This window comes from Cohnella hashimotonis, assembly GCF_030014955.1.
Lineage (GTDB): Bacteria > Bacillota > Bacilli > Paenibacillales > Paenibacillaceae > Cohnella > Cohnella hashimotonis.
In genome coordinates this window covers 1,309,166-1,325,544 of the sequence record NZ_JAGRPV010000001.1, presented here as the reverse complement: position 1 = coordinate 1,325,544, position 16,379 = coordinate 1,309,166, and the positions used below count along the sequence as shown (strand labels likewise).

The 16,379-nt window shown below is 58.5% G+C and carries 11 protein-coding genes; 2 read left to right on the top strand and 9 right to left on the bottom strand.

Annotation, left to right across the window (positions count from 1 at the left end; all coding sequences use genetic code 11):
* The first annotated feature begins 122 nt into the window (after positions 1–122).
* On the top strand, positions 123–551 hold the full coding sequence (locus KB449_RS05170) for a hypothetical protein (RefSeq protein ID WP_282907346.1): 429 nt from the start codon (positions 123–125) through the stop codon (positions 549–551).
* A gap of 173 nt (positions 552–724) precedes the next feature.
* On the opposite strand, the gene KB449_RS05165 is transcribed toward KB449_RS05170, so the two are convergent.
* Both KB449_RS05165 and uvrC read right to left on the bottom strand, forming a co-directional pair.
* The gene (locus tag KB449_RS05165) at positions 725–1,705 is read right to left on the bottom strand and encodes an ABC transporter substrate-binding protein (RefSeq protein ID WP_282907345.1); all 981 of its coding nucleotides are present in this window, start codon (positions 1,703–1,705) and stop codon (positions 725–727) included.
* 822 nt (positions 1,706–2,527) lie between these two features.
* Complete coding sequence (uvrC, locus tag KB449_RS05160) at positions 2,528–4,597, bottom strand: excinuclease ABC subunit UvrC (RefSeq protein WP_282907344.1); 2,070 nt, start codon at positions 4,595–4,597, stop codon at positions 2,528–2,530.
* Positions 4,598–4,766: 169 nt separating this feature from the next.
* Here uvrC and KB449_RS05155 point away from each other — a divergent pair, with 169 nt between their 5' ends.
* Entirely contained in the window at positions 4,767–4,916 is a 150-nt protein-coding gene (locus tag KB449_RS05155) for a YqzM family protein (RefSeq protein WP_090110524.1), read from the top strand.
* A gap of 167 nt (positions 4,917–5,083) precedes the next feature.
* Here the strand turns inward: KB449_RS05155 and KB449_RS05150 are convergent, their stop codons facing one another.
* From KB449_RS05150 to KB449_RS05120, 7 genes are all read right to left on the bottom strand, one after another.
* Positions 5,084–7,390: a glycoside hydrolase family 66 protein gene (locus KB449_RS05150; RefSeq protein WP_282907343.1), complete on the bottom strand. Its 2,307-nt coding sequence runs from the start codon at positions 7,388–7,390 to the stop codon at positions 5,084–5,086.
* A 214-nt stretch (positions 7,391–7,604) separates the two neighbouring features.
* The gene (locus tag KB449_RS05145; protein WP_282907342.1) at positions 7,605–8,852 is read right to left on the bottom strand and encodes an extracellular solute-binding protein; all 1,248 of its coding nucleotides are present in this window, start codon (positions 8,850–8,852) and stop codon (positions 7,605–7,607) included.
* Positions 8,845–10,383 carry a response regulator gene (locus KB449_RS05140; RefSeq protein WP_282907341.1) on the bottom strand — a complete coding sequence of 513 codons (1,539 nt, stop codon included), beginning with the start codon at positions 10,381–10,383 and terminating at the stop codon, positions 8,845–8,847. Before KB449_RS05140 ends, KB449_RS05145 begins: the two co-directional genes overlap by 8 nt.
* A complete protein-coding gene (locus tag KB449_RS05135; RefSeq protein WP_282907340.1) occupies positions 10,376–12,199 on the bottom strand; it encodes a cache domain-containing sensor histidine kinase in 1,824 nt (607 codons plus the stop codon). The genes KB449_RS05140 and KB449_RS05135 overlap by 8 nt, the downstream gene beginning before the upstream one ends.
* 192 nt (positions 12,200–12,391) lie before the next feature.
* Entirely contained in the window at positions 12,392–13,231 is an 840-nt protein-coding gene (locus KB449_RS05130) for a carbohydrate ABC transporter permease (RefSeq protein ID WP_282907339.1), read from the bottom strand.
* Between the two features lie 2 nt (positions 13,232–13,233).
* Positions 13,234–14,166: a carbohydrate ABC transporter permease gene (locus KB449_RS05125; RefSeq protein ID WP_282907338.1), complete on the bottom strand. Its 933-nt coding sequence runs from the start codon at positions 14,164–14,166 to the stop codon at positions 13,234–13,236.
* Positions 14,167–14,349: 183 nt separating this feature from the next.
* Positions 14,350–15,726, bottom strand: a complete 1,377-nt coding sequence (locus KB449_RS05120; RefSeq protein WP_282907337.1) for an extracellular solute-binding protein — start codon at positions 15,724–15,726, stop codon at positions 14,350–14,352.
* Positions 15,727–16,379 lie beyond the last annotated feature (653 nt).

Genomic DNA, 16,379 nt, shown 5'->3' with positions numbered 1-16,379 from the left:
CTTGGCATGGGGGCGGACGCGCTGCTTCCGTTTATATCGCCGATCCATTCATAAAAAATCTCATATTCGCCCGGCTTTAAATGGACGACCGTTTTAGCGTTTAGAGCGACGTATTCGCGGTTATGAAACCCGGAGAAGAAGGCGATGGCGCTCGTCAAAAGACCGGCGATGAGGATGCAGCCGGCGAGAACGAGGGGGCCGAATTGGCGCAAAAAAGCGAGCATGTGAGCGCTCCTCGGTTAACGATTTTGATTGGATTGCGGCGGATCGATGATCATCCGATGTTCTTGGTCTTGGTCCTGCTTCCACTTCTGCTGTCGCAAAGCTCCGGGCGGCCATCGCTGCATGCTTTGCTTGGTCTCCGCAAGCTTCCGCGTTTCGATCCGCGCGTATACGACGTATCCTGCGATCAGAAACGGAGCGGCGGCCGCGAACGAAAGTCCCAGTTTCTAATTTCTGATATCAAAGCAACGATGCAAACGACGAATCCTGCGAGGAGAATACAACCGGCGAGGATCAATAGCGGAACTGACGGAGAAAGGCTGACATGACAGTACTCCCTTGGAATCGAATAACGGACTGAAATTGCATATTATTGGTAGTATAGCCTAGTTGGCGATTACCGTGCAGTTATTTTTTAAAAAGCAAAAAGGCAGCCGCGTCGAGAGAAGCTTTCTTCTCTTCGCGTCTGCCTTTCCTCGATTCGTCCTGTCCGCGTTCTGGTTCAGCCTGCGGAACCGTTCAAGCCTTGCAGTTCATCCAGCAGCATCGTCCGCGTGACCGGATCGTCGAAATTCCATTGACTATCCATCGTGTGCACCTGGCCGTTTTTGACCGCAGGCAACGACTTCCACAAGCTGCTCGTGAACAGCGCCTCCGCCTGCGCTTTGGTTTCGTCTTCCTCGTCCTTTAAAATGTACAGCTCGTCTCCGATGTAGTCCGACATGACCTCTACCGAGATCTCGGCAAACCGCTCGTCGCCGTCGATCAACGCTTGCACTTTAGCCGGCGGCACATACCCGAGCGCGTCATACAGAGACACGGAGAGTCCTTGGTGGCCCATGACGTACAGCACCTTGCCCATCATGAGCAGCACGGTAGCCGACCGGCCCTGCTTGCCTTGTTGCGCCAACAGTTCCTTCGTCTGCTTCACCTTCGCATCGTATGCCGCGATATAATCGTCCGCAGCCGTTTCCTTGCCCAGCACGCCGGCGATCTCGCGCATGCGCACGAAACCGCCGTTTTCCGAAATGGCGACGGTCGGCGCGATTTTCTCCAGCGGAGCCAGCCCCTGATCGTCCCAGTCGTTAAAAATAATAAGATCCGGATTTTGCGCCGTTACTTTCTCAAGGTTGGCGGGATAACCGACGTCCGCAATGCCTTGAAGCCTATCGCCGTACGCCACCTGGCTGCCGATGACGCTCAGGCTCGCGCCGATCGGCTTAACGCCCAGCGCCAGCAGATCACCCGGATCGCTGCCGACGTACACGACTCGCTTCGGATCGGTCGGAATTTCGACCTCGCGGCCTTTGGCGTCCGTAATTTTTTTAGTGCTCGTGGCAGTGGACGAAGCTGATGCTTCCGGTGAAGCCGACTGCGCGGACGTCCCAACCGACGCTGCCGCCGGAGCTGCAGATTCGGTCGAAGACGCGCCTTCGTTGGCATTTTTGCCGCATGCACTCGCGATCACAGTCAAAAGCAGCATAACGAGTATTGTCCAATTTCTGTTTGTACGCAATTAACTAACCCCGCTTTAATTTCGATAATGATAATCGTTATCAATATAAAACGAACGGAGTCCAGCGTCAACTCTTTTTTGTGACAATTTCATTACGCCACCATTCGCCTGTCTATCGCGCACCTGAATGGTGCACGGATGCAGCTCCCGCCGCGAATCGTTCTCGCCTGATGCCCGTCGTGCACCAGAATGGTGCACGGACCTGCCGCTCGCTCGTCCGTCGACCATTCGCACGTCTATCGTGCACCATTCTGGTGCACGGATGCAGCTCCGGCCGCGAATCCTCCTCGCCTGATGCCCGTCGTGCACCAGAATGGTGCACGAACACGCCGCTCGCTCGTCCGTCGACCATTCGCACGCCTATCGTGCACCATTCTGGTGCACGGATGCAGCTCCCGCCGCAAATCATTCTCGCCTGATGCTCGTCGTGCACCAGAATGGTGCACGAACACGCCGCTCGCTCGTCCGTCGACCATTGGCACGCCTTTCGTGCACCATTCTGGTGCACGGATGCAGCTCCCGCCGCGAATCCTCCTCGCCTGATGCTCGTCGTGCACCAGAATGGTGCACGAACACGCCGCTCGCTCGTCCGTCGACCATTGGCATGTCTATCGTGCACCATTCTGGTGCACGAACACGCCGCTTGCTCGTCCGTCGACCATTCGCACGCCTTTCGTGCACCATTCTGGTGCATGAACACGCCGCTCGCTCGTCCGTCGCCTAACAAAAAAACGGGATCGCGCAGAAATCGTTTCTGCGTCATCCCGTTTTCATATGCGTCGGCTTCGCCTAGACCGAAGGAACCGCGTTCTCCGCCGATTCCCCGCCCTCCTCCTCTTTCAAAGTAGCCAAAATACGCGCGGCCAGCGCTTCGCCGATCGACACCGCCTTGAAGTCGGCGACCGATGCCTCGCGAATCGCCTTGAGCGAGCCGAAGTGCTTGAGCAGCTGCTTGCGGCGCTTCTCGCCGATGCCGGGGATGGCGTCGAGCTTGGACGCAATCATCGACTTGCCCCGCTTCTCGCGGTGGAACGTGATCGCGAAGCGGTGCACCTCGTCCTGAATGCGCTGCAGCAGGTAGAACTCCTGGCTGTCGCGCGGCAGCGGCACGACTTCGGCGGGATCGCCTACGAGCAGCTGCGCCGTGCGGTGCTTGGCGTCCTTGGCGAGGCCGCACACCGGCACGAACAAGCCCAGCTCATTCTGCAGGACATCGATGGCCGCGCCGATCTGCCCTCTGCCGCCGTCGATGACGATCAGGTCGGGCAATTGCAGCCCTTCCTTTAGCACCCGCTCGTAGCGCCTGCGCACGACCTCGCGCATCGTCTCGTAGTCGTCCGGCCCGGTGACGGTACGAACGTTGTACTTGCGGTATTCCTTGCGGTCGGGCTTGCCGTCGGTGAAAACGACCATGGCAGATACGGGCGACGCGCCCTGCATGTTGGAGTTGTCGAACGCCTCGATGCGGTGCGCGGACGGGATGCCCAGCCACTCCGCGAGCCCCTCGGACGCCTTGACGCTGCGCTCCTGATCGCGTTCGATCATGCGGAACTTCTCCTCGAGCGCGACCTTGGCGTTGTCGGCGGCCATCGCGACGAGATGGCGCTTGGAGCCGCGCTTCGGCACCGACACCTTGATCTTGAGCCAGCTGCGCAGCGATTCGCCGAGCTCGCCGCCCGACTCGTCGTCGGCCGCGGTACCGGAGGCAGCCTCCGAACCTGCTTGCGCCGCGCCCTCCTCCTCTGCATCGCCTTCGGCCGATTCCGTCTCGTCCGCCGAAGCCGCGACCCGCTCGATCAGCGCGTCGTTCAGCTTGCCGGCGGCGGCCATGACGCCAGCCCCCTCGCTCGCCGCCGGCGCGCTCTCCGCTTCCGCAGCTTCGCCGGGCGTCACCGGCAGCAGCACTTCGCGCGGCAAAGCCGGATTTTCCGAATAATATTGGGCAACATAGGTCATGAAGTCCTCGTAGGCTTCCCCGTAATAGGGGAAAACGGACACGTGCCGCTGGATCATCTTGCCCTGGCGCATGTAAAGAATCTGCACGCACATCCAGCCTTTATCGACGGCGTAGCCGAACACGTCGCGGTCTTTGGCGTCTGTCATCGTGATCTTCTGCTTTTCCATGAGCGACTCGATCGCCTGGATCTGGTCGCGGTACTCGCGCGCGCGCTCGAATTCAAGCTCGCCTGCGGCCGCCTCCATTTTGCGCTGCAGCTCCCGCTTGATATCGCCGTGGCCACCGTTCAAAAACCGCGTCACCTCGGCCACCATTCGCTCGTATTCGGACGGCTCGACCGGGTATTCGCACGGCGCGACGCACTGTCCGAGATGGTAGTACAGGCATACTTTGTCCGGCAGCGTATTGCACTTGCGCAGCGGGTACAGCCGGTCTAGCAGCTTCTTGGTCTCCTGCGCGGCAAAGGCGTTCGGATAAGGCCCGAAGTATTTCCCTTTGTCCTTGAGCACGCGGCGCACGACCTCGAGCTTAGGATGCTTCTCGCTGGTGATCTTGATATAGGGAAAGGACTTGTCGTCCTTCAGTAGCACATTGTACCGGGGCATATGCTCCTTGATCAGGTTGCACTCGAGGATGAGCGCCTCCATGTTGCTGCCGGTGACGATGTACTCGAAATCGCGGATCTCGCTCACGAGCCTTTGCGTTTTCCCGTTGTGGCTGCCTATAAAGTAGGAGCGTACCCGGTTTTTAAGCACCTTGGCTTTGCCGACGTAGATGATGACGCCGTCAGCGTTTTTCATCAGGTAGCAGCCCGGCTGGTCCGGCAGCAGCGCAAGCTTGTTGCGTATATGTTCGGCCGCCTGCTCGCGGCTCGGCAGCGGCGGATTGGCTTGGACGTCCATGATGATATTGCGCCTCCCGAAAATAAATGAGTTCGGAGGATGACGACCGCCCGATGCGATCATGTGATCCCGTATTTTCTATTGTACCACAGAAGAAAAGAGTTTCTTTACAAGCGTTTACGAAGTTGGGTATACTATCGGTAATGACTTGTTTCAGGAGGATTTCCCCATGGACAATTATGTACAAGATCCGCGCCAGCACGTGAACGAAGAACCCCGCGACGACTTGCAGGATCTCGTATTCGGATTCGGCGGCATGTTCGGCTTCATGTTCCTCGTGTTCCTGATCGCCGTGATCATCAAGCAAGTAATTTCCTGATTCCCTTACCCAGACCGCGAGCAGAGCGCCCGTTCCTACCGGAACCGGGTGCTTTTTAATGTTCTTTTTGCGCGAAAAAAACGCCTCAAGCGTGGCTGCGTTGCCACGCTTAAGGTGCTTCTGCTCACGACTCCGCTGCTCGACCGCGAGCCGGCGTCTATTTCTCCTTAATTTTTAACGAGCGCCACGTCGTCGATCTGCATGGAGGTCGATCCGGGCGAATTGACGTAAAATCCGATATCCAGCTGCCCGTTGCTGACCGTTACGGTTGACGTATAGTATCGCCACGTTCCGTCCACGGTCATGTTCGTGTATAGATCCCCGCTTCCGTTGTTGGTCGCTTCCATCCTGCAAAATGTCGGGGCGCCGCCGTAGGCCGTCGCTTTGACCCATGCGCTGAGCGTATAGGAACCGTTGGCGAGTCCGGTCTTGACCTGATGAACGCTCTGCTGGTAAGCCGCCGTATGCCAGAAATACAGCTTGAAGCCGCCGCTGTGCGCATCGTTCGCGTCTACGCCGTACTTCGCCGTCTGGCCGCTCGGATGCCACTCCGTCCAGCCGGAGATGTCGCCCGTTTCGAAGCCCGGATTCGTCACTGCGATGCTCTGGGAGCTGTTGCCCTTCTTGATGTACACCATGTCCCAGTATTGCAGAGTCGGGATGGTGAACTGCACATAGGCGCCGCCCGTGTCGGCCCCTGTCGTGAAGTTCAGCTGAGACGTTTTCCCGTTCTCGTAATCGGGAGAAGCGAAGTTGACGCTGTTCACCGTGCCGGAGCCGTAATAGTATTTGACGCTCACGTTCGATTGTGAGGTCGGCGCCGGCTTGTTGGCGTCCGAATCGCGAATGTCGGTATTCGCGATGCCCAGCTGGTTGACCATCTGAATGACATCGTAGCCGTTGCCCGCTTTGGTGAAGGTCCATACTTTATTGGCGTCGGATGTCGCGCTCGAAGCCAGACCGTTCAGCGAGACGGCATTCGTGGTGTTGGTCAGCCCGTCGCGAAGCAGGTTTTCATAGGCCACCGCGAAGTCATAGTAATTCAGGAGCCGCTTTTTCAGATCGTCGGTCATAACCAGGTGGTGGTTCGGGAAATATTCGTGGTCCAGCATCTTCAGGTCGTCGCCGAGCTCCAGATGCTGGGCGCCCATGGCGAAAAATCCGGCATCGGCGAGCAGTACGCCCGGGGTGTTAAAGTAGCCGGGATTGGCGTCGGTAAAATTGTTCTGGTAATTGTAGTTCATATAGAGCGGGAAAACGGATGCCTTGCCGCCGCTGTCGCCCGTCTGGAAGTCGAGCACGGTCTTGACGTTCGAGAAGCTCCGCGCGCCCCACAGCTCCGTGTACATCATATCGACGTTGCTCTGGGCCGTCGGAATTCTGCCGTATTCGTCCACGTTGTTGAACACGATCGTCTTGCCGAGCGCGGCCTTGGCCGCGTTCAGAAACGGCTTGAACGTATTTTGAAACGAGACGGCGTTGCCGGCATAGTCGTACTTCGTTCCTGGATTGCCGAGCTGGTCCACATGCCAGCCGTCGAAGGCAAAGGCGTCGAACACTTGCTGCTCCTTGCCGATAATATAGTTCTGCCAGCCCGTATCGGCCGGATTAAAGGTCCACAAATGGGACGTCGCCCACCCGCCCGGCATGGAGACGGAAGCCTGGGTGCCGTGGTCCGGACCGTTGAACAATCCCCATTGATTGCTGACGCCCGAGCCGTCCTCTCCGTAGCCGTCGACGGCGCCGTTGATCAGGTTGTAGTTCATCGCCGAGATATTGCTGTTGTGGGAAGCGTTGATATAGTCGACTACCGTCTGCTTGTAAATCGTGCGATTGGCGATGTCAGGCCAGCTCGCGTCCGGATTCGCCGTGCTGCCTTTGACCGGCATATGGTGCTTCCACTGCCAGTCGTAGAACTGGAGCGCATTGATATGATAATCCTTGAGCATGTCTACGGTCGCCGAGGAAGCGCTTGCGGATTGGTTCGGGAAAATAGACAGAAAGCCGTAGCGCGGAAATTTGGTCCAGTTGGAGGAAACGTCCACCGCGGTATTGCGGTTGTCGACTATCGTGCCTGCGGAATCCTTCGCCCATGCCTCGACGGCATAGCCCTGAAAGTCCGTCGACGGCGACGTCCACGTGTACGTTAGCGACGTCGAGCCGCCCGAGGCGAGCGAGAACGTCTTGACCTGGGACGTGCCGGGAAGCTCGTTTTCCAGGTGCTTGAAGGACAAGGTCACCGTGCCGTTGTTGACGGCCGCTCCGGTCGAATTAACCAGCTTGACGGTGATCGTGACCGGGCTGCCGGGGTTGTACCTCGCCTTGTCCGTGCTCACCTTGGCGATCAGACTGCCTGCCGTGTAGGCGTGAGCCCGCTCCGGACGGATGACGCCGGCGGAAAACGTGGCGATGATCAGAGCCAGTACCAGCCATGCCGTCAGCGATCTGCTTGCTGTCGTTGCAAACTTGAACATAAAAAACCTCCTTCGATAGCTGAAATGCGGTAAAACGCTTTCATGGGTGAGTCTATCACTTCCTTTCCGAAAATGCGGTGGAATGAATACCGCTCTAGCGTGTACTTTATTACGAGGTCGATGGCGCGGGAGGAAGGGAGGAGAAATCGGTGTTCCGGCGCTATGGCGCTGCCCAGAGGATCCGGCAGGCCGTGCCAGCCTGCCGTTCACCTATTTATTTAGCCGAAACGACCGCGTCGATTGCGGCTGCCGCCTGATTCAGCCCTTCGGAAACGGTCAGTTTTTTCGTGAACACGAGCAGCATGTATTTGGTGAACAGGTCCTCGATCTCGAGATCGTCCGGGATGGGCGGACGGAGCATCGCGTCCTTGACCCCCTGCATCGTGGCCGCAACGAACGCATTGCCATCGACGGACGCCGACATTCCGGCCTCGCGATTCGTCGGCAGTTGTCCGGCCTCGAACATCGTCTGCTGCGCCTCTTTACCCGTCATCCACTTCATGAACGTCCAGGCGGCCTGCAGATGCGGCGTATCCCTCAGAATCACGAGATTCTCGCCGCCGATGACCGATCGGCCGGGGAACGGCGTCACCATTGTATCGTTCTTCAGGTCGAATTTATTTTCCTGCGATGTCGAGAGGACCGAATAAAACCACGGCCCGTCGTCGGCCATCAGCATATTTCCCTTCAATACCGCTTCCCACCGGTCTCCACGGCCAAGTATCAGATTGCGGTCGAACACGCCTTCGTCCGTCAGCGCCGCAATCCGCGACAGCGCGGCAATGCTCGCCGGACTGTTTAAATAGCCGCCCGCTCTCGAGTAGGCCGGATCCATCAGCCGCCCGCCCATGCCGTAGAAATAGGGCAGCAACGACCAAAGCGACGGACCGTCCAGCCCCAGCGGAAGCTTGGCTTTGCGGGCGGCTTGCACCAGCTCGTCCACCGTCCGTGGCGGATCGATGCCGAGCCGCTCCAGCTTCTCCCGGTTGTAGATCGCCACGCGCGTATTGACGTCGAGCGGCAGCCCGTAATACCGGTCCTTGAATTTGTTCGTATCCATCGTCACGGATTGCAAACGGGCGGCCGCCGCTTTAAAATCAGGCAGGTCGCCGACCGGATACAGGACGCCCAGGCTAGACAGCTCGGGCACCCAGGTAATGTCCATCCGCACCAGATCCGGCGTCTTCCCCGACGTAGACCGCGCGATAATCGTAGACTTCAGCTCCAGGCTGTACGGCTGGCGTACCGGCGTGACATGGATGCCGGGATATGCTTTCTCGAATGCGGGAATGACCTCGTTTTCAAATATTCGGGTTTCCTCGTCGCTATACGTATGCCAGATGACGATCTCCTCTCGGGCTTGAGGCGCGGCTCCCCCGGGCAGCGGTCCGTCGATGAACCGCGGCGAGCCGCAGCCGGCCAGAAGCAGCACAAGTACAAGGGCTGCCAAGCGCTTAGCCATGCGACTCGCTCCCCGTCTCGGCCGTTCCGTTATCCCGATAGTCCACCGGCGTGCTTCCCGTCATTTTTTTGAACAGCTTGCTGAAATATTTCACGTCGTTGAAGCCCGTCAGCTCGGCAACCTCGTACACCTTGGCCGACCGGTCGCCAAGCAGCTCCTTCGCCTTGGCGATGCGAAGCTGGATGATATAGTCGATAAAGTTGAGCTGGGTCTGCTTTTTGAAAAGGACGCTGAAGTAGTTGCGGCTGATGTGGACGTGGTCGGCGACCATCTGCAGCGTCAGCTCCTGCGTGTAACGCTCGCGGATATAGGCCATCGCCTTATGGATAATGAGCTGGCTTACGCTTGTCCGTTCTACGTGCGGAAGCTGCTCGCCGTCCCGCATCCCGTTCTCGAGCAGCTCGCCCAGCTCCGGCAGCGTTTCCGCCTTCATGAATTGTTGATAGTACGCCAGCAGCAGCGCCGGTTCGAGTCTGCGAACGAACAGGCGGGAGAACAGATCGCTGGCCTCCCGCTTCACCCGCTTCATGTCGTACTTCATCCGTTCCCACTTTCGCAGCCATTCGGGTATGCGCAGTCCACTCTCGTCGACATGCGACCCGATGCGCTCCTGATCGCCGTCCTCCCGCCCTTTTCCAACCTCCGCTTGATCCCCTGCATGAATGCCGCCGGCGCCGTCGAAGAACCGACGATCGTACACCTGCCGCGTCCATTCGCAGCTCGCGGACCAGCTTCCGGGCGAACGCCGCTCCATGTACCCGACGGACAGCGACACGCCGCTTTCAAGCTCCAGCTTTTCTTTTAGTTGGGCCACCCGGCCCGCGCTTGCGCTTCGGCGGTCGAGCAGCAGAAGCAGCTCCCCTTCGCCGGAGACAAAGCCGATTCCATCCGGACACTGGCGGTAGAAGACATCCTTCAGATCGTCCATCAATAGGCCGACATGCAGCTGTCCGTATTGCTGCAGCAAGTCGTCCAGGCGATCTAACGCCGCACGCACGAGCAAATATCCAGCCTCGAAGCGTACGGCGAACTCGCGCTCCAGCCCCTCTTGCTCCTGCGCAAGCAGGCGTCTCATGTCCTGCTCCAGCTGCCGCCTGCTCAGCATGTCCTCGCCCTTCCGGTACAGATCCAGCTTGTGCGCGGTTTCGGTTTCTTCGCGGATGGCCTCGACGCAACCGCCGATGATCCGGTTAAGCTCCTCCGGCTCCATCGTCGCCTTTAGAATGTAATCCTTGGCGCCAAGCACGATTCCCTGGCGGACATAATCAAAATCGTTATAGCTGCTAATCAGGATGACCTTGGTCGACGGACGCAGCGCCTTCGCCTGCCGGGTCAGCTCCAGCCCGTCCATCAGCGGCATTTTGATATCCGTAATCAGAATGTCCGCCGGCGTTTCCCGAAGCGCGTTCAGCGCCTCCGCCCCGTTCGCGTATTCGCCGGCGAAGCGGAGCGACAGCCGCTCCCACTCGATCGATGCCTTGATGCCAAGCCGAATAATCGGTTCGTCATCGACGATCACCACGTTAAGCATCCGCTGCCTCCCCTTCCGCCTGATGTTCTTGTTCCTGCCGCTGAGGTTTGTTAAGGGTGACGGCTATGACGGTCCCCTGGCCTTCGACGCTTTGGATGTTCATTTTGGAGCCGGGCGAAAAATAAAGCTCGATGCACTCGCGTACGTGCCTGAAACCGATCCCCGCTTCGGTGCCGGCATGGTCCGGCGAGCCGGCCGTCGTCACCTGGGCGAGCTGCTCAGGCGTCATGCCGCGGCCGTCGTCCGTAATGCGGATCGCGATGCAAGCGCCCGTATCCTCCGCTTCGATCCAGATCGTGCCGCCGCGATTGTCGGATACAAAACCGTGGAAGACGGCATTTTCGACGAGCGGCTGGATCAGCATACGCGGGATTGAAAAGCCCGCAACGCCCGTTCCGAGCCTGACGTCCAGCTTGAACGGGAGGCTGTAGCGCAGCTCGAGAATGGCGAGAAATTTCGTGATGATCTCGATTTCCTCCTCGAGCGTCACCATGTGGCCCTTCTTGCCCATGTTCGCCTCCAGCAGCCGGGTGAACGCCGACAGCCCCTCGTACGCACGATCGTTGTCGCCCAGCTTGATGAGCCACTTGATAGTGCTGAGCGTGTTGAACATAAAGTGCGGATGGATCCGGTGCATGACCGCGCGCATCTCCGCACGCTGCTTTTTCTGCTGCTCCTCGCGGACCTGGCTCATCAGCCGGTCGAGCCTGCCGAGCATCCGGTTGAACTGGTTGCTCATCTGGCCGATCTCGTCGCCCGAACGGATCGCCGTTCTGGCCGAGAGATCGCCCTCGCCGACCCGCTTCATCTGCGCAGTCAGCCTACCGATCGGCTTCGTTATGCGCCGGGCGAAAAACAGCCCGATGACCATCGCCAGCAAGCCGAAGCCGCCGCTCCAGATAAAGACGGACCGCTGCAGCGACTCGAGCTGCCCGGTCACCTCCTTGAGCGGGACGACGCCCACGATCCACCAGCCGTTGGACAGCGGCTGCTTGACGCCATAAAAAGGCGTGCCGGCCTGCGCGTACTCGAACTCCCGATCCGGCTGCGCAATCGCCTCGCCCAACGCGTCGATCTCAACGGGGTAACCGATCGCCTCCCGGTTGCGGTCGATCATCACCCGCCCCTGCTGATCCGTTACGAAGAAATGGCCGGTCTTGCCGAGCCGAATCTGGCTGATCTTGTCCAGTACGGCCTCGCCGTCGATATTGATGACGATGTAGCCGATGTTGCGCATCGTCTTGAAGTCCTTGAGCACCCGCGCGGCCGGAATGACGAGCGCCGTATTGTCGCCTGCGCCGCTGAACTTGTCTTTTTGCAAAGTCGTCCAGGCCAGCTTGCCGTTCAGCCGCTCCGCCTCCCGGATCCAGTCGAAGCTCCGGATGTTATAGCGGTCGACCTTGGCCTGGTTGAAGATGCCGCTGCCCCAGCTCGTTCCCGTCGGCTCCAGAATGTAGATGATTTTCACGAAGGAGCTGGAGTAGATGATCGTATTCAAAAAGTTGTTGATATAAATCTTGTTATCCACCTTGACGCTGTCCGGCGTCTTGGGCTTCTCCTGCAGCACCTTCTCCTGAATGGCCACCTGGCTATAGATCAGGTCCGAGGTATCGCTGCCGACATTGAGAATATTGGACAGCGAATCGGCCGCCTGCTGCGCGACTTGGATCGAAGATTGCCGAACGTTTTCCTTGACGATCGTCGACGAGGTCCGGTAAAAAAAGACGCCGATGAAGATCGTCGGCAGCAGGATGACGGCCAGCAGCAGCACGATCAGCCGCGTCGCGATACGATTCGCGATTTTAAAACGAAACAAGGCGTCGTCACCTGCTTTCTGAAGCCCTTTCACCCTTCATTGTAAACCTTTCCATAGTGCGATTGAAGGTTGAATAAATACCGGGCTGCGGAAAATAATGCACCCTCGGAAAAGCCTCCTGCCCGGAGTGATCCGGCCGGAAGGCTTCGCGATTGGCGTTCGGACGACTCGTTTCGTGGCGGCGGGCGGCGTTTAGCCCTTGACGGCGCCTGCGGCGATTCCCTTGATGATAAACCGCTGGAACGTCAGGAACAAAATAATGATCGGCAGCATCGAGATGATCGACGCGGCGAAGATGAGACCGTACTCCGTCGTATGCGCGCCCTGCAGCATCCGGATGGCGACCGGCAGGGTCCATTTTTCCGGATCGCTCATGAAGGTCAACGCACCGAGGAACTCGCCCCAGTTGCCGTTGAATAACATGATGACCGACGTGGCGACGGCCGGCAGGGAAATGTGGATCGCCACCCGGCTGAAAAACGTCCAGCGGTTGCCCCCGTCGATAATGACCGCCTCCTCCAGCTCCTTCGGGATATCGTCGAAGAACCCTTTATAGAGAAACATATGGAACGGGATGGACCCCGCAATGTAGAGCAGCGTCAGGCCCGTATAGGTGTTGAGAAGATGAAGGTTTTTCAGCAGCAAATACTGCGGAATGATGAACGTGATGCCCGGAATCATCATCGTGCCGATAAACAGGCCGAAGATGATCCGGCGGCCCGGGAAGCGGTAGCGCGAAAGGGCGAACGCCAGCATGCACGCGACCAGCGTGCCTCCGATCGTGGCCGCGACGGTGATCAGAAAGCTGTTTTTGAAATAATGGCCGAAGCTGCCGGTTACCCAAGCTTCCTTGTAGTTTGCGAACGTCAGGTCGGTCGGCACAATCTGAGGGGGGTAGGACATGGCAAACTGGAACGGCTTGAGCGAGACGACGATCATGTTCCAGAAAGGCAGGATCGTAATGACGGCGAACACGATCAGGACGATATAGCGAAGGGATTTCGTGATGATATTACGGTTGCGCAGTCCCATGGTTAACCCTCCATTCCGCTGTTTTTGGGGAGCAGCTTGAACTGGATGAGGCTGATGAGGATAATGACGGCAGCCATGACGTAGGACAGCGCCGCCGAATAGCCGAAGTTCAGGTCGCTGAACGCCTTGTTATAGATCATGCTGAGCGGCACGTCGTAATCGGAAGGCGCGGCGCCATTAAATAGCAGGAATACCTGATCGAATACGTTAAATGCGCCGATCGACAGCAGCACGATGACGAAGACGGTCGTGTTGCGCAGCCCCGGAACCGTAATGTAGCGGAATTGCTGCCATTTGCTGGCCCCGTCGAGGCCGGAAGCTTCGTACAGGTCGGTCGGGATGGACTGGAGCCCCGCCAGGAAAATAAGCATCGCCCAGCCGATCCCCTTCCACCCGCCCATCGCGAACACGGAGACGAGCGTGCGGGTCGGGCTGCCCAGCCAGTCGATTCCTTCGCCGATCAGATGCGACTTGATCAGCAGGTAATTGATAAGGCCGTAGTCCTTGTTGAACATGTACATATAGATCTGGATGACGACAATCCAGGTGACGAGCACGGGAATGTAAAACAGCGCCCGAAAAAAGCCGCGTCCCCGGATCGGCCGGTCCAGCACGATGGCCAGCAGCAAGCCGAATACGACCTGGATCGGGATGGAGACGACGAAGTTGAGCAGGGCGTTCTTGAACGCAATACCTACGTTAGGATCGCTCAGGACCGTACGGTAGTTGCGGAGACCGACGAACGGGCTGGCACCCAGCAACTGCCAGTCGGAGAAGCTTTTGACGAACGAGTACAGGATGGGATAGACCGAGAAGGTCAGGAACAGCACGATTGCCGGAAGCGCGAACAGATAGATGCCGTAATGCCTGCGGAGCCAGCTTCTCCTTGGCTTCCCGGTGGGGGCGGCGGACTCCAATGTAAGCGAATTTTGCATGCGATGAGGCCTCCTTTGCGAAATGAAGACACATCACCCGTTCGCGCGACTTGGGCAGCGCTAGGGGTGATGTGCACGTCAGCGGGCCGTATTAGGGCGCGGTTAGGCGCGGTTAAGGCGCGGTTAGGGCGCGGGTTAGGGCGCGGGTTAAGGCGCGGGTTAGGGCGCGGTTATGGCGACGGGTTAAGGCGCGAGCACGGCGTCGGACTGCTTCGCCGCTTCATCCAGCGCTTGTTGGGTCGTCGCCTTGCCGAGCAGCACCTTGGACACGGCGTCGGAGAAGAATTTGTCGACCTGCGCGTAAGCCGGCGTGGACGGACGGCCTTGCGCCGTCTTCAACTGCTCCAGGTAAGGCGCGAAGTACGTGATCGCCTTGATGTCCGGATTGTCGGCCAGGCTTGCGACGACCGGCATCTGGCCGACTTTCGCCATGGCCACCTGCGCTTCGTCGGATAGCATAAATTTCTCGAATTCATAGGCAGCGGCCTGATGATCGGCATCCGACGTGTTGAACATCACGAAGTTTTCGCCGCCGACTACGCCGATCGAACCGCCCTCGCCGGCCGGGTACGGCGCCGCTTCGAACTTGAAGTTCGGGTATTGCTTCTTGAGCACGTCGAAGGCCCACGGACCGTCGTCGATCATCGCGTACTTGCCCTTGGCGAGACCGTCGGTACCGCCGAGGTCGCCATTATGGAAACCGGTCACCTTGCCGTCCTTGCCGAGCTGCGCCAGCTTCTCTATGGCGGCGACGGTCTTCTCGCCGTTCATATAGCCGGTCGCCTTTGTAAGATCCTCGCTCAGGATTTGGCCGCCGTTGCTCCATACCCACGGACCGAGCCACCACAGATCGACGCCGAACTGGTAGCCGAACGTCGCGCTGCCGCCTTTGCCGCCGGACAGCTTGCCGAGCGCATCCACGAACTCGTCCATCGTTTTCGGCGGCGCGTCGATGCCCGCCTTGCTCAGCAGCTCCGGGTTGTACAGCAGAACCTTCGTATTCGTATCGAGCGGAATGCCGTACGTCTTGCCTTGATAGACGTTCGTGGACAGCGGGCCCGGGAACACTTTGTTTTTCAACTCGTCAAAGCCTTCCAGCGTATCCTGCTCGACGAGCGTGCCGAGCTTGGCAAGCTGAGGCGTCATGACGATGTCGATCCGGGCCGCGTCCGGCAGCTGCGCGCCGGCAGCGGACACCAGCAGCTTCTGGTTGAAGCTCTCGGTCGGCATTGGCACGTTTTTGACGTGGATATTGGGATGCGCCTTCTCGAAGGCCGGGATGATGACCTCCTGCAGCTGCTTCGTCTCGGCCGACGTCTGATTGTACGTGTTCCAGAACGTAATCTCGACCTTCTTGCCGCTTGCCGCAAGCGCAGCGCTCGATGCCGCGCTTGAGGCGGCGCTGGAAGCCGTGCTTGAAGCGGAGCCGGAAGCCGTGCCGCCGTTTGCGGCCGCCTCGTTGCCCGCATTGCCGTTATTGCCGCTTGAACCGCAGCCGGTAAGTCCGATCGCGCTTGCCAGGACAAGCGTTGTAGCCGTCGTATACATTTTTGTTTTCATGTCTTTTAAGATCCCCTTTCGGTTTGAATGATGATGGAGAAAGACGGAGGTGACATCGGCGCGGCCGTATCGTAACGCCTCTTTGCTTCTCCATTATGTCTGTCGCCGACAGGATCGGTAACCGCTTACATTACGATTTGCGTCGTATATTATTCAGCAGTCCGCTTCTCGTCCTCGTGCCGTAAGGGGAAAATTTTCAGCATGACGACGCCGATGCTGTACTTTTTGCACCTTGGTTCCGGACGTGAAAAAGCCCGGTGCAGGCACCGGGCAGAACTTAAGAAAAATCGTCAGGGAAGGATCGCCTGACGATCCTTTTTAGGTTTTGCGGATATCCGAAAACTGGCGCCCCGCGGAACGGCTGTCGCTGGCCCATCCTACAGCCGTTCCGACAGCCGTTCCGACAGCCGTTCCTACAGCCGTTCCGACAAGCCAGCGTATCGCCGCCAGCGTCGTTTTTCGCCACAATGCCTGCAAATATACATCTTTTTCTGCCAATTTCGGCCCTTTTGAACAGTTTAGATGCAAAAGTGCAGGTATTTTACGCCATTAGCCGAATTTTAGGCTTGTGCTTTGCATTTACCTGCATATTTGCAGGTATTTCATCAAGTGGCGCGAGTCGCTAGAGAATAGATTTACAAATGCAGTTTTTT